At 58.4% G+C, this 19,508-nt stretch carries 20 protein-coding genes; 5 read left to right on the forward strand and 15 right to left on the reverse strand.

The genetic code is table 11. From position 1 onward, the window contains the following. Positions 1 to 32 precede the first annotated feature (32 nt). Both AC2FI9_RS11220 and AC2FI9_RS11225 read right to left on the reverse strand, forming a co-directional pair. On the reverse strand, positions 33 to 1,019 hold the full coding sequence (locus AC2FI9_RS11220) for an NAD(P)H-quinone oxidoreductase (RefSeq protein ID WP_496767648.1): 987 nt from the start codon (positions 1,017 to 1,019) through the stop codon (positions 33 to 35). A 55-nt stretch (positions 1,020 to 1,074) separates the two neighbouring features. Beyond that, positions 1,075 to 1,767 (reverse strand): COQ9 family protein, encoded by a 693-nt coding sequence (locus AC2FI9_RS11225; protein WP_496767650.1) that lies wholly within the window; start codon positions 1,765 to 1,767, stop codon positions 1,075 to 1,077. Positions 1,768 to 1,878: 111 nt separating this feature from the next. On the opposite strand from AC2FI9_RS11225, the gene rpsU reads away from it, so the two are divergent. Continuing rightward, positions 1,879 to 2,085, forward strand: a complete 207-nt coding sequence (gene rpsU, locus AC2FI9_RS11230) for a 30S ribosomal protein S21 (protein ID WP_005614280.1) — start codon at positions 1,879 to 1,881, stop codon at positions 2,083 to 2,085. Between the two features lie 293 nt (positions 2,086 to 2,378). Beyond that, on the forward strand, positions 2,379 to 3,395 hold the full coding sequence (locus AC2FI9_RS11235; RefSeq protein ID WP_496767652.1) for a CAP domain-containing protein: 1,017 nt from the start codon (positions 2,379 to 2,381) through the stop codon (positions 3,393 to 3,395). A gap of 60 nt (positions 3,396 to 3,455) precedes the next feature. On the opposite strand, the gene ppk2 is transcribed toward AC2FI9_RS11235, so the two are convergent. Beyond that, on the reverse strand, positions 3,456 to 4,373 hold the full coding sequence (gene ppk2 / locus AC2FI9_RS11240) for a polyphosphate kinase 2 (RefSeq protein WP_496767654.1): 918 nt from the start codon (positions 4,371 to 4,373) through the stop codon (positions 3,456 to 3,458). A gap of 289 nt (positions 4,374 to 4,662) precedes the next feature. On the opposite strand from ppk2, the gene AC2FI9_RS11245 reads away from it, so the two are divergent. After that, the gene (locus tag AC2FI9_RS11245) at positions 4,663 to 5,502 is read left to right on the forward strand and encodes a CPBP family intramembrane glutamic endopeptidase (protein WP_496767656.1); all 840 of its coding nucleotides are present in this window, start codon (positions 4,663 to 4,665) and stop codon (positions 5,500 to 5,502) included. Positions 5,503 to 5,505: 3 nt separating this feature from the next. Here AC2FI9_RS11245 and AC2FI9_RS11250 read toward each other — a convergent pair whose 3' ends face one another. Further along, entirely contained in the window at positions 5,506 to 5,964 is a 459-nt protein-coding gene (locus AC2FI9_RS11250; protein WP_496727301.1) for an Lrp/AsnC family transcriptional regulator, read from the reverse strand. A 138-nt stretch (positions 5,965 to 6,102) separates the two neighbouring features. Here AC2FI9_RS11250 and ald point away from each other — a divergent pair, with 138 nt between their 5' ends. Next, a complete protein-coding gene (ald, locus tag AC2FI9_RS11255; RefSeq protein WP_496738856.1) occupies positions 6,103 to 7,221 on the forward strand; it encodes an alanine dehydrogenase in 1,119 nt (372 codons plus the stop codon). Positions 7,222 to 7,416: 195 nt separating this feature from the next. Here the strand turns inward: ald and AC2FI9_RS11260 are convergent, their stop codons facing one another. Continuing rightward, a complete protein-coding gene (locus AC2FI9_RS11260) occupies positions 7,417 to 8,223 on the reverse strand; it encodes a mechanosensitive ion channel family protein (protein ID WP_496767658.1) in 807 nt (268 codons plus the stop codon). A 217-nt stretch (positions 8,224 to 8,440) separates the two neighbouring features. On the opposite strand from AC2FI9_RS11260, the gene AC2FI9_RS11265 reads away from it, so the two are divergent. Then, a complete protein-coding gene (locus AC2FI9_RS11265; RefSeq protein WP_496767662.1) occupies positions 8,441 to 9,139 on the forward strand; it encodes a glutathione S-transferase family protein in 699 nt (232 codons plus the stop codon). Here AC2FI9_RS11265 and AC2FI9_RS11270 read toward each other — a convergent pair. From AC2FI9_RS11270 to AC2FI9_RS11315, 10 genes are all read right to left on the reverse strand, one after another. After that, positions 9,120 to 10,727 (reverse strand): GMC family oxidoreductase, encoded by a 1,608-nt coding sequence (locus AC2FI9_RS11270; RefSeq protein WP_496767665.1) that lies wholly within the window; start codon positions 10,725 to 10,727, stop codon positions 9,120 to 9,122. The two genes, AC2FI9_RS11265 and AC2FI9_RS11270, sit on opposite strands and share 20 nt — an antisense overlap. Before the next feature lie 73 nt (positions 10,728 to 10,800). Further along, positions 10,801 to 11,250, reverse strand: a complete 450-nt coding sequence (locus AC2FI9_RS11275) for a YtoQ family protein (protein WP_496767667.1) — start codon at positions 11,248 to 11,250, stop codon at positions 10,801 to 10,803. 77 nt (positions 11,251 to 11,327) lie between these two features. Then, positions 11,328 to 13,724, reverse strand: coding sequence for a phenylalanine--tRNA ligase subunit beta (pheT, locus tag AC2FI9_RS11280; protein ID WP_496767669.1), 2,397 nt, complete (start codon positions 13,722 to 13,724; stop codon positions 11,328 to 11,330). 88 nt (positions 13,725 to 13,812) lie between these two features. Then, the gene (locus AC2FI9_RS11285) at positions 13,813 to 14,070 is read right to left on the reverse strand and encodes a cupin domain-containing protein (RefSeq protein ID WP_496767671.1); all 258 of its coding nucleotides are present in this window, start codon (positions 14,068 to 14,070) and stop codon (positions 13,813 to 13,815) included. A gap of 2 nt (positions 14,071 to 14,072) precedes the next feature. Then, positions 14,073 to 14,219 carry a hypothetical protein gene (locus tag AC2FI9_RS11290; RefSeq protein ID WP_496767673.1) on the reverse strand — a complete coding sequence of 49 codons (147 nt, stop codon included), beginning with the start codon at positions 14,217 to 14,219 and terminating at the stop codon, positions 14,073 to 14,075. Positions 14,220 to 14,284: 65 nt separating this feature from the next. Next, positions 14,285 to 15,079, reverse strand: coding sequence for a CE1 family esterase (locus AC2FI9_RS11295; protein ID WP_496767676.1), 795 nt, complete (start codon positions 15,077 to 15,079; stop codon positions 14,285 to 14,287). Between the two features lie 253 nt (positions 15,080 to 15,332). Beyond that, positions 15,333 to 15,800: a hypothetical protein gene (locus AC2FI9_RS11300; protein WP_496767679.1), complete on the reverse strand. Its 468-nt coding sequence runs from the start codon at positions 15,798 to 15,800 to the stop codon at positions 15,333 to 15,335. Continuing rightward, a complete protein-coding gene (gene pheS, locus AC2FI9_RS11305; protein ID WP_170415244.1) occupies positions 15,797 to 16,870 on the reverse strand; it encodes a phenylalanine--tRNA ligase subunit alpha in 1,074 nt (357 codons plus the stop codon). Before pheS ends, AC2FI9_RS11300 begins: the two co-directional genes overlap by 4 nt. A gap of 65 nt (positions 16,871 to 16,935) precedes the next feature. Next, a complete protein-coding gene (locus tag AC2FI9_RS11310) occupies positions 16,936 to 18,057 on the reverse strand; it encodes a Hint domain-containing protein (protein ID WP_496767681.1) in 1,122 nt (373 codons plus the stop codon). Between the two features lie 64 nt (positions 18,058 to 18,121). Next, a complete protein-coding gene (locus tag AC2FI9_RS11315; RefSeq protein ID WP_058273615.1) occupies positions 18,122 to 19,492 on the reverse strand; it encodes a glutamate--cysteine ligase in 1,371 nt (456 codons plus the stop codon). Positions 19,493 to 19,508: the final 16 nt, after the last annotated feature.

A 19,508-nucleotide genomic window follows, 5' to 3' on the forward strand; every position in this document is an offset into this window, starting at 1 on the left:
GAAAAAGCGCGGGATCTTCCCGCGCCAAAGTTTTAACCAGCGACCTTGAGGACAATCTTGCCGATGTGGCCCGAGCTTTCCATCCGCGCATGGGCGGCTGCCGCCTCGGCCAGATCAAACTCACTGTCCATGACGGGGGCCACCTTCCCAGCCTCCAGCAATGGCCAGACAGCCTCGCGCAAATCCTGCGCAATCTTCGCCTTTGCCAGATCACTTTGAGGGCGCAAAGTACTGCCAGTCAGGGTCAGGCGTTTGACCATCATCATCGCAAAGTTCAACTCGACCTTCGGACCTTGCAGGAAAGCGATCTGAACCAGACGCCCATCCTCGGCCAGAGCTTTGACGTTGCGCGGGATATAGTCGCCACCAACCATGTCGAGGATCAGGTTCGCCCCACCCTCAGCCCGCATGACGCCCACGAAGTCCTCATCCCTGTAATTGATCGCCTTCTCGGCCCCGAGGTTCACACAGGCCTCGCATTTCTCAGCAGATCCCGCGGTTGCAAACACCCGCGCACCAAACGCGTTCGCCAGCTGGATCGCTGTTGTGCCAATGCCGCTGGACCCGCCATGCACCAGAAAACGCTCACCTGCCTTTAGACCACCGCGCGAGAAAACGTTGGACCACACAGTAAAGAAGGTTTCGGGCAGGCACGCGGCCTCTTTCATCCCCATTCCCGAAGGAACTGGCAGACAATGCGCAGCGGGTGTGGCCACATATTCCGCATAACCGCCGCCGGGCAGCAAGGCACAGACCTGATCGCCGATGGCCAGACCTTCGACCCCGGCACCAATGGCAACAACCTCGCCCGATGCCTCAAGCCCCGGCAAGTCGCTGGCACCCTGCGGCGGATCATAGGCCCCGGCGCGCTGCAGCGCATCCGGGCGGTTCACGCCGGCGTAGGCCACTTTCAGGATCACTTGTCCGGCTTGTGGTTTGGGAACCGGGCGTTCCGTCAGTTGCAGAACATCCGGGCCACCGGGTTTGGTGATTTCGACAGCGCGCATCATCTGGGTCATGGGCAAATCTCCTTTGCCCAATGCCTAGCAGGCAATTTCTGGAAGGCCCAGACGCTTACTTGCGCGGGTTCAGCATCCCCGGCAAATCGGCCCGCATTTTCATGGGCGGCTTCACCTGACCGGCCAGCCAGTTTGGAACCGCCAGAAACGGCTTGAACAGCGGGTTACCATTCACCTGCGCTTTGATCTTTTCGATCTGCATGACGTTGTCTATCCGCCGATCCAGAAACTCCCATGTTTTCTGGTGATCGGGGGAATCGTCGCCCAGCCAGAACAGCAGGGTCGAGGAATAGACACCCGACAATGTCGCCCGTTTGGTGTACCAGTTCACATCGTCCGATGTATCTCCCAGCGTGTCCCAGATCAGATCACAGGTTTGCCACAGCGCTTTTGCCCCATCGGCTGCATGCGTGGGCAGGGAAAACAACGTCATGCCCCGTCGTACCAGTTCCTTGTCCGGAACGGCCTCAAGCCGGAAGCGAACCGCGGCAGCGATTCGGTCTCGGAACTTCAGCTCGCTCAGGTCCGTGGATTTAAGGCGGTCTTCCATCGCCGCGTCACCGCGCGCATGGAACGCAAGCGCCAGATCAACTGCGCCGCGGGGGCAGATCGCGCGCGCCAGAGTGTCATCCATATCGCAATCCAATATAGCCGCGCGAAAGCTGGCTTCGGACCAGCCGTCAAACGGCACATGGATCAAGACTGCGTCCAAAAGCTGCTGTTTTGCATCTTCAAAAGTGGTGGTCATGGCGGTTCTCCGGTTCTCAGAGCCAGTACTAGACAAGATAGAGGCGCTTTGCTATACGGCCAACTCCTGCAATTTCCTTGCAACTCTATCTAGAAAGGTGGTGACAACCACATGCAGGTTAGTGTTCGCGACAATAACGTCGATCAGGCGCTTCGTGCCCTGAAGAAAAAGCTGCAGCGCGAAGGCGTGTTCCGTGAAATGAAGCTTAAGCAACATTTCGAGAAACCGTCCGAGAAAAAAGCGCGCGAGAAGGCTGAAGCGATCCGTCGTGCCCGTAAACTGGCACGTAAGAAAGCACAGCGCGAAGGTTTGCTCTAAAACCTCGCTCGTCCAGCTTTGGATGACACTATTTGACGACCCCCGAGGCATCGCCCGGGGGTTTGTCGTTTCTAGGGTCGGATGATTTACGCCGACTCGGACCGCCCACGCGCGACAAGCTGCCATTTCCCTCTCAGCAACATTTTGCCCGGCATTTTGCAGCGCAGCGAATCCCGTGGCGGTAGCACTGACCTGCCAAAACTCGCCTCTGAACACGCCATCCCTATCAACGCAGCATCGAGCCTTTGTAACTGGCGCCGTCTACCACGACAAAAAACCAATCGGAGGCAAAAATGTCGACTGCAAGTAGTATCGAACAAGAAATGCTGGCGCTGATTAACCAAGAGCGCACATCCCGCGGGCTGGACCCCCTACAGCTTGAAACGCGCCTGAACGACTCATCCGAGGATCACAGTGAATGGATGCTGGAAACGGACAGGTTCAGCCACACCGGCTCGGGTGGTTCCAGCGCCACACAGCGGATGGAAATGGCCGGGTTCGACTTCTCGGGCAACTGGCGGTCAGGTGAAAACATCGCCTGGCAATCCGAGCGCGGCGCGCCAGGCATCAGCGATGACGTCGCGCAGCTTCATCAGAACCTGATGAACAGCCCCGGTCACCGCGCCAACATTCTGAACCCAGATTTCAAATACATCGGGATCGGCATTGAAACCGGCGACATGCAGGGTTTCGACGCTGTGATGGTGACGCAGAACTTTGCTGCCACCCAGGGTGAGGTCATGCTGGACAACGGATCCACTACGCCGCCGGCTCCGACACCACCGGTTGAAGAAACCCCGCAGCCCGAAGAGCCCGTGGCCGAAGTACCTGATCCCGAGGTTACCGAGCCAGAGGAACCCGTAGCCGAAGTACCTGACCCCGAAGTTACAGAGCCCGAGGAACCGGTGGCCGAAGTACCTGATCCCGAAGTCACCGAGCCCGAGGAACCGGTGGCCGAGGTACCTGACCCCGAAGTCACCGAGCCCGAGGAACCGGTGGCCGAGGTACCGGAGCCAGAAACGCCCGGAACGGAAGAACCTGAAGAATTTGCATGTTTCGATGTGCAGGAGTTCCTGGCCGAGATCCGGGCATTCGTCCAATCGATTCAGGCGCAGTTCGACCAGTTTGATTGGAACGAAACGGACTATGCCGATGCGGAACCCGAAACCGACGATTTCGATATGGTGATGACCGGCGATGACAATCCTGCGGACGATGTTGAGACATGCTCTGACATGACCGGAGACAATTCAGGTGATGTCTTTGTGTTCAACTATTATGATTTCGACTGCATGATGGACGCCGCTTAACGGGTCCCAGGGTGCGGGGCGGGGGCGACCCTGCCTCGCACCAATTTCTACTTCAATAGTTCAATAGACCTTTGGGACATACAGATCGTCCGGCAGAACCCGGCGTTCGTATTCCGGGTTGTACTTTCGATCCGGCAGGTCGACTTTTTCCTGCGGAACATCCGAATACGGGATCTTGGTCAGCAGGTGTTCGATACAATTCAGGCGCTCGCGCTTTTTGTCATTGCCTTCGACGATGTACCAGGGCGCTTCGGGTATGTTCGTGCGGAACAACATATCCTCTTTGGCCTTGGTATAGGATTCCCACCGAATGCGCGATTCCAGATCCATCGGCGACAGCTTCCACTGCTTCATCGGATCGTGAATACGCATCAGGAATCGCAACTGCTGCTCTTCGTCGGTGATCGAGAACCAATATTTCAGCAGGATGATCCCCGACCGCACCAGCATTCGTTCGAATTCGGGAACGTCCTGAAAAAACTGTTCGACCTGATCTTCACTGGCAAAACCCATGACCCGTTCGACGCCCGCACGGTTGTACCAGGACCGGTCGAACAGAACGATTTCGCCAGCTGCGGGTAGATGCGGCACGTAGCGTTGGAAATACCACTGGCTTTGTTCCCTGCGACTGGGTGCAGGCAACGCAACCACACGCGCAACACGCGGGTTCAGGCGCTGGGTAATCCGCTTGATTACCCCCCCTTTACCGGCACTGTCGCGACCTTCGAATAGGATGCACACTTTGGCGCCCGTGTGTTGAACCCAATCCTGAACCCTGATCAGTTCGGCCTGCAATCGCAGCAGGTTCTGGAAATAGACCTTGCGGTCCAGCATGTCAGGATGCTGTTCCTTATAGATCTTGCGAACTTCCATCGACAGCATCGGCTCGCTGAATTCGATTTCGAAATCTTCGTCCAGCGTGTCTTCGAGCTCGGCTTCCAGCCAGTCTTTTGGGGCATCATTGTGTTGGTAAGCCAAGATCTGCTCCTTATCAGTCAACGGGTTTCGACCATACCCAGAGAGTGTGACCGCCTGATGTCATCAGATATAATTGATGAACGCTCCGCGCCGGTTCAATACCAAGTTGGTGCGGGGCCGCAAAACAGGCAGATGTACGGTCATTCCTATAATTGAACCGACCTGCGCCTAGATACAAGCGTCCGATTTGACGCAACGCCGGCAGTTAGGCAAAGGCTGATCCTTGCACGGCCTTGCCATTTGGGGGTGTCCGACGGCATCAATACGCACCTGAATACGTGAGAGAGCCGTGGCGCATTTTGTATCCCTTCTGCCATTGATATGGCCCTGGTTCATACTGATCGCCGGCATGGTCAGTGCGGCCTCGGGCCGGCGACAACTTGGCCTTACGCTGCTGTTGGTGTTTGGTCTTGCCGCCCTCGCCATGGGGCTGGTCACGCCTTTGGCTGTTGGAATTGTTGCTGCCGGATTGCTGGGTGCTGCGGCCCTGAACCATCTTACGGGCATCGGCGCGGCGGTTGGCCACGTCATGTTGATCGGCTGGTGTCTTGCATTGGGCGCGCATCTGGTGCCCGGATTTCAAAACCTGCTGGTACTTGACCGGGTCTACGCCGGGCCGGACAGCTCGGCGTTTTCAATGTACTTGAATCTGGACAAGCCAATGGTGCTGTTCGCGGTCCTGCTGGCCTGGCCGGGAATGACCGATTCAGCGAGACCTGTCCAGAGAACACCGTTGCTGGTGGGCCTTGCGACCTTGCCCGCCCTCTTCGCCGTTGGGCTGGCCGCGCAGGCCATCCGGCCAGAGCTCAGCCTGCCGCCTTGGTGGATTGTGTTCGCACTCTCGAATCTGTTTCTGACCTGCTTGACGGAAGAGGCCTTTTTCCGTGGGTATCTGCAGTCGCTTTTTGCTTCCAAACTAGGTGCAGCACTTGGTGTGACTCTGGCCAGCCTTCTGTTTGGTTTGGCGCATTTTGCCGGGGGTCCGGCCCTAGTCGCTTATGCCGCGATTCTTGGCGCGGCCTGTGGTTTGGGATTTTATGCGACCGGTCAGTTGTGGGTGCCCGTCATAATGCATTTCGGCTTCAATGCCATGCATCTGATCCTGTTCACCTACCCGGCCCCAGCCTGACGGTCACACCGGCAAGGCCGTCGTCTTGAACACAGTACGCAAGGCAAATGAGCTTTGCATTTGCGCCACGCCGGGCAAGCGCGAAAGGTACTGACGGTGAATTCGGGCGAAATCCTCGGTGTTCTCGGCGACAACCTTCAGAATATAGTCCGCCGTCCCCGCCATGAGATGACACTCCAGAACGTCGGGAATGCGCGCCACCGCTTTTTCGAACGCATCCAGAAGCTCTTCGGCCTGGCCCTGCAGCGTGATCTCGACAAACACGGTGGTCGGAACGTTCATCTTGCGTGCATCCAGCAACGCCACATAGTTTCGAATGTACCCGTCGGCTTCAAGCCGTTGGACCCGCCGGTGACACGCCGACGGCGACAGATTCACCTGGTCTGACAGCTCGGCATTCGACATCCTGCCGTTTCTCTGCAGGGCAGCCAGAATCTTTCTATCGGTCGTATCGAGGCTCATACGCGCAAATCCTTTGCAAGATATTCCAATAGTACCGAAGATTCTCGCAAAGAAAACCAAAATGACGGGCAGAGTTTCACAGAAATTGCATCCCAAATTGCACATAATTTGGGCAGTTTATGAATGGAGGAGCGAGAAATGAAAATCGGTTGCCCCAAGGAAATCAAACCCCAGGAATTCCGTGTTGGCATGACCCCCAACGCTGCGCAAGAAGCTGTTGCGCGCGGCCACGAGGTCATCATTGAAACCAATGCCGGCATGGGTTCCGGCTTTGACAACGACTCTTATGTCGCTGCAGGCGCTCGCATTGTCGACACCGCCGAAGAAGTTTTTGCGACCGCGGACATGATCGTAAAGGTCAAGGAACCTCAGGCGGTTGAGCGCAAGATGCTGCGTGAGGGCCAGCTGCTGTTCACCTACCTGCACCTGGCACCTGATCCAGACCAGACCCACGACCTGCTGGCGTCGGGCTGCACCGCGATTGCCTATGAAACCGTAACTGACCGCAACGGCGGCCTGCCGCTGCTGGCGCCGATGTCGGAAGTTGCCGGTCGTCTGGCACCTCAGGTCGGTTCGTGGACCCTGCAAAAGGCCAATGGCGGCCGCGGTGTTCTGATGGGTGGCGTTCCCGGTGTTGGCCCAGCCAAAGTCATCGTGATCGGCGGCGGCGTTGTTGGCACGCACGCAGCCAAGATCGCGGCCGGCATGGGCGCTGATGTCACCGTTCTGGACCGGTCTCTGCCACGCCTGCGTTACCTCGACGACGTCTTCGGCGGCACATTCAAAAGCCAGTACTCGACAGCCGGAGCAACGGCCGAGCTGATCCAGGATGCCGACATGGTCATCGGTGCTGTTCTGATCCCGGGCGCTGCGGCACCCAAGCTGATCTCGCGCGCGCAGTTGTCCACCATGAAACCCGGCGCGGTTCTGGTTGACGTTGCGATCGACCAGGGCGGCTGCTTTGAAACCTCCAAGGCGACCACCCATGCGGATCCGATCTATGAAGTGGACGGCGTCATGCACTACTGCGTGGCCAATATGCCGGGCGCAGTTGCGCGCACCTCGACCATCGCACTGGGCAACGCAACCATGCCGTTCATGCTGTCGTTGGCAAGCAAAGGCTGGAAGAAGGCATGTCAGGACGACCCGCATTTGCTGGCAGGTCTGAACGTCCATGCCGGTCAGCTGACTTACGAAGCTGTTGGTACGGCACTGGGTCTGGACGTTGTCTCGCCCGAGGCAATCGTCAACGCCTGAAGCACTCCCGCCCCTGAAAGTAGCCGCTGAAGCGGCTGCTTTACAGCGTTGGGCATGGCGGCGCGCCTTTGGCGCGCCGCTTTTCGTCTGTGGACACGATCCCGGCTTCCAAAAAAGAAACGCCGCGCTGAAAGCGCGGCGCCGGGCCCAACCGGAGGAGGGCATTTCCAATGCCCACGCGACGGGCGGGAGCCTTTACCCTTCCTTGTGGATTTCCACCGAATGCGGGTAGGGGATCGAAACACCTTTGGCGTCAAACGCTTCCTTCACGGCTTTGGTAGTCTCGAACTTCACATCCCAATAATCCGCGGCCGCGCACCACAGCCGCGCCGTCAGATCGACCGAGCTGTCGCCCAGATTTGTCACGCGCACCCAAGGTTCCGGATCACTGTGGATACGGTCATCGGCCTTTGCCACATCCAGAATGATCTTCATCGCCTCATCAGCGCTATCGCCATAGTCGATGCCGAACACCAGATCGACACGCCGCGTGTCATGCGCCGAGTAGTTCGTGATGATTGATCCCCAGGATTGCCCGTTCGGAACGATGATCTGCACGTTATCCGGCGTCACCAGCTCGGTCGTGAACAGGTTCAGATCCTTAACAGTGCCTGCGGTGCCGCCGATTTCGACATACTGACCCAGCTTGTAAGGGCGGAAGACAACCAGCATAACGCCTGCAGCGAGATCGCTCAGCGTTCCCTGAAGGGCCAAACCAATGGCCAACGATGCGGCACCCAAAATGGCGACGATGCTTGTCGCCTGAATGCCAAAGATGCCCAGCACTGAAACCAGTACCATGGCCAGTATGACCCATTTCACCAGACTGGCGACGAAATTCCCAAGCGTCTGATCAATATGCGGTGTCGCATTGATCCGGCGCCGGACTACACCGGCAATGGCGCCAGCAATGATCCATCCAAGGATCAGTACGAACAGCGCCTTGACCGCGCTTATGATCAGCGGGGCATAGGCACCCACCTGTGTTACGACCTCATCCACGCGCATCTCCTTTCGATTCACGGCAAACCCGCGTCTCTCAGCGCGGGATTGGCGGAATAGTGGTCCATAAGCGCGCTTCGGTCTAGGTGTGAGATACGCAGGTTTTCCCCGTTGTTCTCACGTACACAGTCCCTGACCTTGTATGCACAGCCCGGATACTGGCAAGACCGGGCCGTTGTACCTACCTATTGCAGGCAACCCATGACAGGAGCACCCCATGCTGGACACCGCCTCTCACCCGATCACGGCCCGCTGGCCTGCGCAGTTTCCCGACAGGATTCAGCTCTATTCTTTCCCCACGCCGAACGGCGTAAAAGCGTCAATCATGCTGGAAGAAACCGGCCTGCCCTATGAAGCCCATCGGATTACCTTGTCAGACTCGGATGTCAAAAGCCCCGAATTCCTGTCATTGAACCCCAACAACAAAATCCCGGCGATCATCGACCCGAATGGTCCGGACGGAGAACCCATTGGTCTGTTCGAAAGCGGAGCGATCCTGATTTATCTCGCCGAGAAAAGCGGCAAGTTTCTGGGTCAGACCAAAGCCGACAAATATCGCGTGATCCAATGGGTGATGTTCCAGATGGGTGGCATTGGTCCGATGTTCGGGCAATTAGGCTATTTCCACAAATTCGCAGGCAGCGAGATCGAAGACCCCCGCCCGCGCGAACGATACGTGAACGAGGCCAAGCGACTGCTAAATGTCCTGAACCAACAGCTTGAAGGTCAGGATTGGATTGCCGGAGACTATTCGATTGCCGATATCGCAATCGCGCCATGGTTGCGCGGGCTCGAATTCTACAACGCCCACGACCTTGTCGGCTGGGAAGACCACGCCAATCTGGTGGACTATCTCGACCGGTTTCTGGAACGACCCGCGGTCCAAAAAGGCTTGGTTACGCCGCCTCGGGCCTGATTGCTTCGGCGATCTTTTCGGCAATCATGATAGTGGGCGCATTGGTATTGCCGCCGACCAGCGTCGGCATAACCGATGCATCCACCACCCGCAGCCCCTCGACCCCATGAACCCGGCCTTCGGTATCGACAACGGCCATATCGTCGACCCCCATCTTGCAGGTGCCCACCGGATGATAAATCGTGTCGGCACGGCGGCGGATATCGGCCTCTAGTGCCTGATCGCTTCCATCATGGGCATAGAGCCGCTTTTTGCGCCAGGGTTCCAGCGGTTCGGATTCGAGAATTGACTCCATGATATGTGCCCCGCGCTTCAACAGATCCAGATCGCGGTCATCGCTGAGGTAAGCCGGATCAATTCGCGGCGGCTCTCCGGCTCGGTCCGAGGTTAGCCCAACGCTGCCCCTGCTGAACGGGCGCAACACACAGACATGGCACGAATACCCGTGCGGCAAGTGAATCTTGCGCATGTGGTCATCAACAATTCCGACAACAAAGTGCAGCTGAAGATCCGGTTTGGAAACGGTTGGATCGGATTTGAAGAACGCGCCGCCTTCGGCAAAGGGGGTCGCAAACAGCCCCTCTCCGGTACGGCGCCAGTCCAACCCGGCTTTGGCCAGGTTCCACACCCCGCCCGGGGTCAACCCGATGACATCCTTACGTTTCGAATGATAGCTGAGGACATAGTCCAGATGGTCCTGCAGGTTCTGACCAACACCGGGCAAGTCGTGCAAAACAGGAATACCGTGCTGTTTCAACTCGGCCTCGGGCCCGATACCGGACAACATCAGCAATTGTGGCGAACCAAATGCACCCCCCGAAAGGATGACTTCCCGGCGGGCGCGAACCTCGACGGCCTTACCTTTCTGACGCAGCAAAACCCCGGTCGCGCGCTTTTCGTCAATCAGGATTTTCTGGGCTTCTGCCCCTGTCATGATTGTCAGGTTCGGCCGCGATTTGACGCCCCGCAAATAGGCCGCAGCTGCCGAGCAACGTTCACCCTTATGCGCCCCGTCGTGGAACTGCGTGACCTGATACAGGCCTGCACCTTCCTGCTCCGGCCCGTTGAAATCGTTTGTCGCGCGAATTTGTTGCTGGCCGCAGGCCTCGACAAACGCATGAGAGATTGCCCGTGGCTCAGACTGATCCGACACGTGCAAGGGGCCGTCACCGCCATGGAAATCATCCGCACCGCGCACATTGCCCTCGGCCTTGCGAAAGTAAGGCAGGACATTCTTCCAATCCCAACCTTCGCACCCCAGATCCGCCCATTCATTATAGTCCGTGGGGTGTCCGCGCACATACAGCATCGCATTGATCGCCGACGATCCGCCCATTGCCTTTCCCCGTGGCTGAAACCCCTTCCGACCATTCAACCCGGCCTGTGGCACGGTTTGAAAAGCCCAGTTGTTTAGCTTGGGCCGCCCCGAAACCATGGCTGCCACCAGCGCCGGAGCCCGGATCACCAAATCTTCACCAGCGCCACCCGCTTCAAGCAGGCAAACGCTTGTGTCTGGATCTTCGCTCAGCCGCGCGGCCATAACACATCCGGCGGACCCACCGCCCACGATGACATAGTCGAATTCCATGAATGTCTCCCCGTACTGCCCAAACAGACGGTAGAAAGCACCCTGATTTCCCGCAAGGAAAACGTCGCGTGAGTTATTTTGGCAGCGCGCCCGTCAGAACATAGCGCAGTACATCAACGACTTGGCCCGGTTGCTCGGCCACGGCCAGTGCCGCCGCATCCACCTCTTTCAACGCGTGTTGGTGATCAGGGCCGTGCAGCACAATCAGTGATTTCCCCAGCGCCGCAGCGTAACCCGCGTCAAATGCAGCGTTCCACTGTTTGAATTTTTCACCGAAGCGGACCACGACCACATCGGCATCCGCGATGCCTTTGCGCGTGCGGATCGCGTTGACCATTGCGCCTTTGTGGTCGTGCCAATACTTGTTTGGCTCGGCCCCCAGAATGGCCACACCACAGTCATCGCTGGCCGCGTGATCAGTCACAGGACTGTTGAACGTGATGTCCAGACCCTGAGCGCCTTCGATGATCTGTTCCCGCCAATCGGTATGGATTTCGCCGGATAGGTAAACGTTCAGCATCATTTGCTCCTCCGCAAAAACAGAAAGGGCGCCACCGCCCCTTCATCTTTTCAAAAACTCCAGCCGGAGGCGGCCAGGCATCACCCGCGCAGAACGCCGCCAGTCGCCTTGGTGACCTTGGCGATGATTTTCTCAGCCACCGCTTCGATGTCTTTTTCCTTTAGCGTCGCATCCGTCGGCTGGAGGCGAACAGTGATGGCCAGAGATTTCTTACCCTCACCCAGACTACCGCCGATAAACTCGTCAAAGACCCGGACGTCCTCGATCAGCACCTTGTCAGCACCCGCTGCGGCGTTCACCAGTGTCAGCGCTTCGACGCCCTCGTCGACGACAAAGGCAAAGTCACGCTCGACCGCCTGAAGATCGCGCAATTCCAGCGCCGCTCGGGTGGCACCGGACTTACGTGGCAGAGGCACCTCTTCCGGCCAGATGGTGAAAGCCATCGCAGGGCCTTTGATATCCATCGCCTGCAACACGCGCGGGTGCAGCTCACCAAAGACGCCCAACACCTTTTTCGGGCCAAGACAGATCTTGCCGTGACGGCCAGGATGCCACCAGGCATCACCATCGCGCAGGACCTGCACTTTAGCGGGCGCACCGATTGCGGCCAGCACAGCCTCGGCATCTGCTTTGGCGTCGAACACATCGACAGGGCGCGAAGCACCGTGCACATCCTTGGGACCGCTGCGTCCAACCAAAAGGCCAGTGATCTGGGTTTTCTGATCGCCAGGCTCACCATCGTGAAACACCGGGCCAACCTCGAACAGTGCCACGTCGGCATACCCACGTGCCTGATTGCGGGCCGCAGCTTGCAACAGACCGGGCAGCAAATCGGGGCGCATATGGCTCATCTCGGACGAGATCGGGTTTTCAAGCTGCGTCGCCTCATCCCCACCACCGAACAACGCGGCCGAGGCCTGATCGATGAAGGTATAGCTCACACATTCGTTGTACCCCAGCGCCGCACAAGTGCGACGTGCCATCGACTGACGCCGCTGCGACGGGGTCATCACCGCCTTGGGAATACCATCCGTAATACGCGGCAGCGGCTTACCCTGCAGTTTCGTCAGAGATGCAATCCGAGCGACCTCTTCCACCAAATCGGCCTCACCCATGACATCGGGACGCCAACTGGGAACGTGAGCCATCTCACCTTCCAGGCGGAAGCCCAGACGGGTCAGGGTTTGACGTTGCTCGGCCTCAGGAATGTCCATGCCGACCAGCGACTGCACACGCTCGGCATCCAGCTTGTAGGCCCGTGCGTGGTTCGGTGCTTTGCCCGCTTCGACCACCTTGGACACTTCGCCGCCGCAGATATCCAGGATCATCTGTGTGGCGTGTTCCAGCCCTTCGAGCGTGTACTCAGGATCCACGCCACGCTCAAAGCGATAGCGCGCGTCCGAGTTGATCTTCAGAGCACGACCGGTCAACGCGATCTGCACGTGATCCCAGAACGCGCTTTCGAGGAAGACGTTCACGGTCTCTTCGGTACAGCCGGTTTCCTCACCGCCCATGATACCAGCGATGGATTCGGGACCTTTGTCGTCCGAAATCACCATCATGCCGGGCTGCAGGGTGTATTCCTTCTCATCCAACGCCACCAGCTTTTCGCCACCATTGGCACGGTGAACGCGCAGGTTACCCTGAACCTTATCGGCGTCGAACACGTGCAGCGGACGGTTCTGGTCGAAGGTCATGTAGTTGGTGATATCGACCAACGCCGAGATCGGACGCAGACCAATTGCCTTTAACTGATCCTGCAACCATTGCGGGCTGGGGCCGTTTTTGACGCCCTTGATCAGACGACCGGTGAAATGCGGCGCGCCATCCAGCGTGTCCTCATCAATCGTCACCTTGATCGGGCTTTCGAAATCACCCGTCACCGGCACATAATCACGCTCTTTTAGCGTGCCAACACCGCGCGCAGCCAGATCGCGGGCGATCCCGGCCACGCCCAGCGCATCGGGGCGGTTCGGCGTGATCGCGATCTCGATCATCGTATCGACTTTCGCCGGCTCGTTCTCGGCCAACCAGTCGACGAACTTGTCTCCTACCTCGCCCGAGGGCAGCTCGATGATGCCGTCATGTTCCTCTGACAGCTCCAGCTCCCGCTCCGAGGCCATCATGCCAAAGCTTTCGACGCCGCGGATCTTGCCCACGCTGATCGTCAGATCCAGACCAGGGATATACATGCCCGGTTTACAGACCACGACCGTGATACCTTCGCGTGCGTTGGGCGCGCCGCAGATGATCTGCAGATCGCCTTCGTCAGTCGCGACCGTGCAAACGCGCAGCTTATCCGCATCCGGGTGCTTTTCCGCGTGTTTCACATAGCCCAGCGAAAAGCCCGCCAGACGGTCCGCAGGGTTCACGATCTCTTCGACTTCCAGTCCAAGATCGGTCAGCGTCTCTGCAATCTCATCCACCGACGCATCGGTGTCGAGGTGGTCTTTCAGCCAGGAAAGAGTGAATTTCATCGGTCGGTTTCCGCCAGTAAATCTAGGGTCAGACCGCGTGTAACGGATATTGCGGACAGGGGAAAGAGGGTGCGGGGGGCTTGGGCGCCTACTCTTCCGCGACCGTGTTGGAAACACCATCCGCACCGGCAAACACGGCTAGAATCCGTGCGATATCTTCGCCTGAGTTCACCCCGGCATGAGGGGAGCGGAATGCCTCGACCAACGCATCGCCGGTTTTGTAGGTTTTGGTCCCGGCATCTCCGTAATCCACGGTGATTTCACCCTCTAGCATGTAAGCCGCCAACGGGGCCTCATGCCGGTGCCAGCCGGTTTTTTGGCCGGGCTGCATGGTCACGATGGCCATAGTTATCTGCGCCTTGCTTCGGGGTACTCCAGCGGTTCACCAATCACGGACTTATCGGTCTGCAGCAGAACCTCAACCGGCGGATACGTATCGCGCGCCAGAACAGGTGTGGTTGCAAGGATCAGGGCGCTTAGCAGCAAGGTTCGCATCGGGCAGTTCCATTTTCGGATCATTCCGGGCAACCAGGCTGGAAATACCCGTCCAAGTCAAATGATCAGGGGTATGTCGGTTCACGCCCCAACAGTTCATCCAACTGCCGCCCAATCCAGCCATGCGGGATGAAGTGCCCGCCGGGATGCGTATCCAGCGAAACCTGTCCCTGTGCGCAATCGGTCCATTCCACCCGGCTGAGCGTCAGGATCGGCACAACACTCCAATCCCCGCGCGGCGTCGCTGTTTCACACCCGAATTTCTGCCGCCACAGCGCCACTGGATAAGTCGTGTCCGCGCCCGGCCCAAAGGGGAAATCCATTACGGTGTCGCTGGTCCCGTGCACATGGCGCACCTCGGCCGGGGCTTGCGGGCAGTGCTCGGTCTGACGGATCGACCCCGCGACCGCCAGCAAGGCAGCCGTGTCATTGCCTGACTGGCACACATAGCGCCACGCCATCGCACCGCCGAACGAATAGCCAGAGACATAGATGCGGTCCGGATCAATTGGATAGCGTTGGGCCACATCTTCAAGCACCCGGTCGGCAAAAGGCACGTCGCCGGTGTCCGAGGTCCAGAAATCCCAGCTTTTGCCCAACCCGTTCGGGGCCACCAACAACACGCCGCGCAGCTTCGTGGCCCCGGCGATACGTTCGTGGTTCACCACCACCGTCCCCTGCCGCGCCCAGCCGTGAAAATGCAGCAACACCGGCAAAGGCGCTTTGCCATCCCAGCCGTCGGGTTCAAGCACATGATAGGAACGGTCGCCGACCTGACAGGCGGTATCGCCGTGGCATCTATCCACAGCAGCGGCTTGGGTGGCGGTCAACAGGAGAAGGCAGAGCAGTCGGTAAATCATCTGCCGAACCCTAGCGAGCCTGCGCCCGCTGTCACGTCACAACCCCGTGCGAGAATGTGACAAGCCGTGCTGTCGCAAGACCGCGGGGTGGCGATATTCGGGCTGTGGTGGGCAATTCATGCTGGTCAAGTCCGTGGATCGCTCAAACCGAGCGCCTGCGGAGACAAATCGCCAGCCCGTGCGGGCGGTCTGGCGATAGCGCGGCGGCCTATCGGCCTTTGCTCCGCGCACTGTTTAGGACATCAACTAGTTTTCACTTGTTTAGTTCTTTACGCATGCACTTCTCACACGCGATGAGTGCCTCACGAAAGCTCTCGCGACCGCCATCAACTCGAGCATGAATATTGCCTACGTTTCCAACAACGTCATTTACTCTTGCCGATGTTTCCTCTCCGGCGACTAAATTGATCTGCTTTCCCAAGCCGTGCAATTCCATAATTTCAGGAACATTTTGTACGCTGGTACCTGTTTTTGTTTTGGCGGCCAAATGAGCGATTTCTACGCGACTCACAAACGCCGAAAACAATTCTCTTTTTTCTTTATTAAACTGAATTTGTTCAGAAAGCTTGATTTGGGATCTCCAAATCAGCAGTGAAATTATTCCGCCGAGCACCAGAGCCCAAATTGGGTTCTGGGCTGCGCTAATCATCCAATTTGAAAGAAAAAACCAAAAATCACGGCACACATTCTCGCATACCGTAATCACTTCAACTTCACTCACCGAGACAAGCCACCATGCAGGTTCGGCATATCCAGCGCCGCAAACCCGTAATGGCGCAGCCAGCGCAGGTCGGAATCAAAGAACGCCCGCAGATCAGGAATGCCGTATTTCAGCATCGCCAGACGGTCGATGCCGATGCCAAAGGCAAAACCCTGATAAACCTCGGGGTCGATGCCACCGGCGGCAATCACCTTGGGGTGGACCATGCCGGAACCCAGAATCTCCATCCAGTCGTCGCCCTCGCCGATCTTCAGCTGGCCGTTGTCCCAGGAACAGCGGATATCAACCTCGGCCGAAGGCTCGGTGAAGGGGAAGTGCGAGGCGCGGAAGCGCAGTTCGACGTCGTCGACCTCGAAGAACGCCTTCACGAACTCTTCCAGAACCCATTTCAGGTTCGCCATCGAGATGTCCTTGTCGATGGCCAGCCCTTCGACCTGATGGAACATCGGGGTGTGGGTCTGGTCATAATCGGCGCGGTACACACCGCCCGGGCAGATCACGCGGATCGGCGCGCCCTGTTTTTCCATCGACCGGATCTGCACCGGCGAGGTATGGGTGCGCAGCACGTGCGGCGGGCGATTGTCGCCCTCGGCGCGATGCATGTAGAACGTGTCCATCTCGGCCCGCGCGGGGTGGTGGCCGGGGATGTTCAGCGCGTCGAAATTATGCCAGTCGGTCTCAATCCGCGGCCCTTCAGCCACCGAGAAACCCAGTTCGGCAAAGATCGCGGTCAGCTCCTCAGTCGCTTGGCTAACTGGGTGGATCGAGCCCTGACGGCGCGCGCGGGTCGGCAGGGTCACATCCAGCCATTCCGTGCGCAGGCGTTCGTCCAGCGCGGCATCGGCCAAAGCGGCTTTCTTGGCGGACAGGGCCGAGTTGATCTCATCCTTCAAGGCATTCAGCGCGGGGCCAGCGACCTGGCGTTCCTCGGGCGTCATCTTGCCCAACTCGCGCATCTTCAGCGCAACCTCGCCCTTTTTGCCGACAGCCGCGACACGGATCGCTTCGAGCGCGTTTTCGTCGCCTGCATCGGCGATCTGACCCAGATATTTTGCCTTAAGATCGTCCATGACGGTTCCCTGAATGCTGTTGAAGCTCTGCTATCACAGCAGTCTGCGAAAGCAAGAGGGGCGGATCAGATCGCCCGCAGCATTGCCACTTGTGGGCCGCACCGGACCGGGCGAACAGTCGGGCCATAAGTTTGCGGCTGATCCAAAAGCTCGGGGAACAGGGCGAACAGCTCGTCTGCGGCTTCGCGATCAAGACTCGACAGGCCCTGCGCCCCGGGAAAGAAGCTTTCCGAGATCAGGCCAGAGGTCGACACCAGTTGATGCCGGTCAAAGAACAGGTGGACATAGTGGACAAGGTCGCAAGGCGCGGATGTGATGGTCGTGTCATTGACCATTGATTTGGCCGCGACAAGAACCTCATCTTCTCCGAACAGCAGCTGCGCCTGCCAACCTGAGACCAGCAGGCGGTGTTGCGGCGAGACGTAAATGTCCCTTTCCGCCCCCAACGCGCCGGAACGGATACGAACGGGTGCAAAACGACCCCGTCCTGAAACAGTGCGGCCACCGGCCCAGCGAATGATGCAAGCACCATCATCCTGTGTCAGCACCAGGTCACCCGGCCCCAGAGTTTCAACACTGCGCGGGCCATCTGGCGTGTCGACCAACGTGCCGGCCGCGAAACACGGCGCGCCTGAATCACCGGGCGAGAGCGGCGCATGCACCAGTGTGTCCGGGTTGGGCTGATTGAATTGCAGGGTCGTAGTGGTTTGGTTCGGCCCAACGAGAACCGGCAGATTTTCCGAAGTTTCCCCGGCGGCCAACCCGTTTTGAGCGACGATATCCGTGGTTCCGCCACCGATATCGTAGAAATCAATGACCTCGCCCGTCGATGTATTGGTCAGCGCATAGGCTTCATAGTTGTTCGGACCCCCGCCATTGGGGTCTGTCAGCAGGATCGGAAAGAAATCTGCCGAAATTACAAAGACCTGTTCATTGTTGTCAGGGTCGATGGAAACCTGAACCGATGGGTGGGTCAGCGGAATCTCAATCCCGACCTGACCATTCGCCTGATAGAAGGACACAGTGAAATTGGCCGGATCCTCATCGGATCTCAGCGCAACCTCTAGGAACTCGGAAACGCCGCTTTGGGCGGCATAGGCATTGGAATAATGCAGTTCGCTGATACGGGCCATGACGTCATCACGCTCGGGGATATCTTGCCAAGCATAGTCGGTTGACCCCGCCACATGGCAAGGTCACATCACGTTAATTGGCAAATACTCTCCTAAAGGCAACAGACCTAAAAGACGGTCAGTAGCTGAAATCGGGATAAATCCGGGTCAGATCGCCGTTCCAGTCGCCGTTATAGTGATCCAGCAACTCGTCCGCCGGAACCTTGCCAGTTTCGATACTGTCCTTGAGCGCATTCAGGAAATGCGTTTCATCCGGTACCAACCCACCTGCACCGGGAAAGGCGCGGGATTTCAAGCCGGCTTGGGCGATCGAAACCACCTCGCCAGCCAGATCGTGCATGTTGATGTCGCCGACCTGCGCCTGCAGGCCGTCCCGGGCGGCGGCAACCCGAAGCTCTTCGCGCGTCTCGGCATCCCAGCCTTTGACCAGATCCCAGGCCGCATCCAGCGCGCCTTGATCATAGGTCAAACCGACCCAGAATGCGGGCAAGGCACACAGGCGCCGCCAGGGACCACCATCGGCCCCGCGCATCTCCATGAACTTCTTGATCCGCGCCTCGGGGAATGCTGTGGTCAGGTGATCCGCCCAGTCAGACAACGTTGGCGTTTCGCCCGGCAATGCAGGCAGTTTGCCTTGCAGAAAGTCACGGAAGGACTGACCCAGCGCGTCGATATACTTGCCGTCGCGATAGACGAAATACATCGGCACATCCAAGGCGTACTCGACCCAAGCCTCGAACCCGAACCCGTCTTCGAACACAAAGGGCAGCATACCGGTGCGCGCATCATCCAGATGACGCCAGATATAGCTGCGCCAGCTTTTTTGGCCGTTTGGCTTACCCTCAAAGAACGGGGAATTGGCAAACAGTGCCGTTGCCACAGGCTGCAACGCCAGCGCGACGCGCAGTTTCTGCACCATGTCGGCCTCGGATCCAAAGTCGATATTGACCTGAACCGTACACGTCCGGCGCATCATCGACCGGCCCATGGTGCCGACTTTTTCCATGTAGTCATTCATCAGCCGGTAACGCCCCTTGGGCATCAGCGGCATTTCCTCGTGGGTCCAGATCGGGGCGGCCCCAAGGCCGATGAAACCGACACCGATCTTGTCCGCGATATCCTTCACATCGCGCAGATGCGCGTTCACCTCGTCACAGGTTTCATGAATGGTCTCAAGCGGCGCGCCTGACAATTCCAACTGCCCGCCGGGTTCCAGCGATACATTGGCGCCGTCTTTTTCCAGCCCGATCAGCTTGCCGGCCTCTTCCACCGGGGCCCAGCCATGCAAATCACGCAAACCCTGCAGGACGGCAAGAATGGAACGCTCACCCTCAAAGGGCAGCGGTTTCAGCGTGTCTTTGCAATAACCGAACTTCTCATGTTCGGTTCCGATGCGCCAATCCTGTTTGGGCTTGCAGCCCGATTCCAGATATTCGGCCAGTTGCTCATGGCGTTCGATCGGTCCGCCGCCGGACTGGGGAATGGACATGAACCGTGCTCCGATC

It is taken from the genome of Ruegeria sp. CDSA246 (assembly GCF_059611225.1).

Excerpts from the sequence above, each read along its gene's own strand:
- AC2FI9_RS11275 (WP_496767667.1), bottom strand. The coding sequence starts at position 11,250 with ATGATGCTGAACGTTTACCTATCCGGCGAAATCCATACCGATTGGCGG.
- ald (WP_496738856.1), top strand. The coding sequence starts at position 6,103 with ATGAAAATCGGTTGCCCCAAGGAAATCAAACCCCAGGAATTCCGTGTT.
- AC2FI9_RS11285 (WP_496767671.1), bottom strand. The coding sequence starts at position 14,070 with ATGGCCATCGTGACCATGCAGCCCGGCCAAAAAACCGGCTGGCACCGG.
- AC2FI9_RS11270 (WP_496767665.1), bottom strand. The coding sequence starts at position 10,727 with ATGGAATTCGACTATGTCATCGTGGGCGGTGGGTCCGCCGGATGTGTT.
- AC2FI9_RS11295 (WP_496767676.1), bottom strand. The coding sequence starts at position 15,079 with ATGATTTACCGACTGCTCTGCCTTCTCCTGTTGACCGCCACCCAAGCC.
- rpsU (WP_005614280.1), top strand. The coding sequence starts at position 1,879 with ATGCAGGTTAGTGTTCGCGACAATAACGTCGATCAGGCGCTTCGTGCC.
- AC2FI9_RS11290 (WP_496767673.1), bottom strand. The coding sequence starts at position 14,219 with ATGCGAACCTTGCTGCTAAGCGCCCTGATCCTTGCAACCACACCTGTT.
- AC2FI9_RS11235 (WP_496767652.1), top strand. The coding sequence starts at position 2,379 with ATGTCGACTGCAAGTAGTATCGAACAAGAAATGCTGGCGCTGATTAAC.
- pheT (WP_496767669.1), bottom strand. The coding sequence starts at position 13,724 with ATGAAATTCACTCTTTCCTGGCTGAAAGACCACCTCGACACCGATGCG.
- AC2FI9_RS11315 (WP_058273615.1), bottom strand. The coding sequence starts at position 19,492 with ATGTCCATTCCCCAGTCCGGCGGCGGACCGATCGAACGCCATGAGCAA.
- AC2FI9_RS11250 (WP_496727301.1), bottom strand. The coding sequence starts at position 5,964 with ATGAGCCTCGATACGACCGATAGAAAGATTCTGGCTGCCCTGCAGAGA.
- pheS (WP_170415244.1), bottom strand. The coding sequence starts at position 16,870 with ATGGACGATCTTAAGGCAAAATATCTGGGTCAGATCGCCGATGCAGGC.
- AC2FI9_RS11265 (WP_496767662.1), top strand. The coding sequence starts at position 8,441 with ATGCTGGACACCGCCTCTCACCCGATCACGGCCCGCTGGCCTGCGCAG.
- AC2FI9_RS11225 (WP_496767650.1), bottom strand. The coding sequence starts at position 1,767 with ATGACCACCACTTTTGAAGATGCAAAACAGCAGCTTTTGGACGCAGTC.
- AC2FI9_RS11220 (WP_496767648.1), bottom strand. The coding sequence starts at position 1,019 with ATGACCCAGATGATGCGCGCTGTCGAAATCACCAAACCCGGTGGCCCG.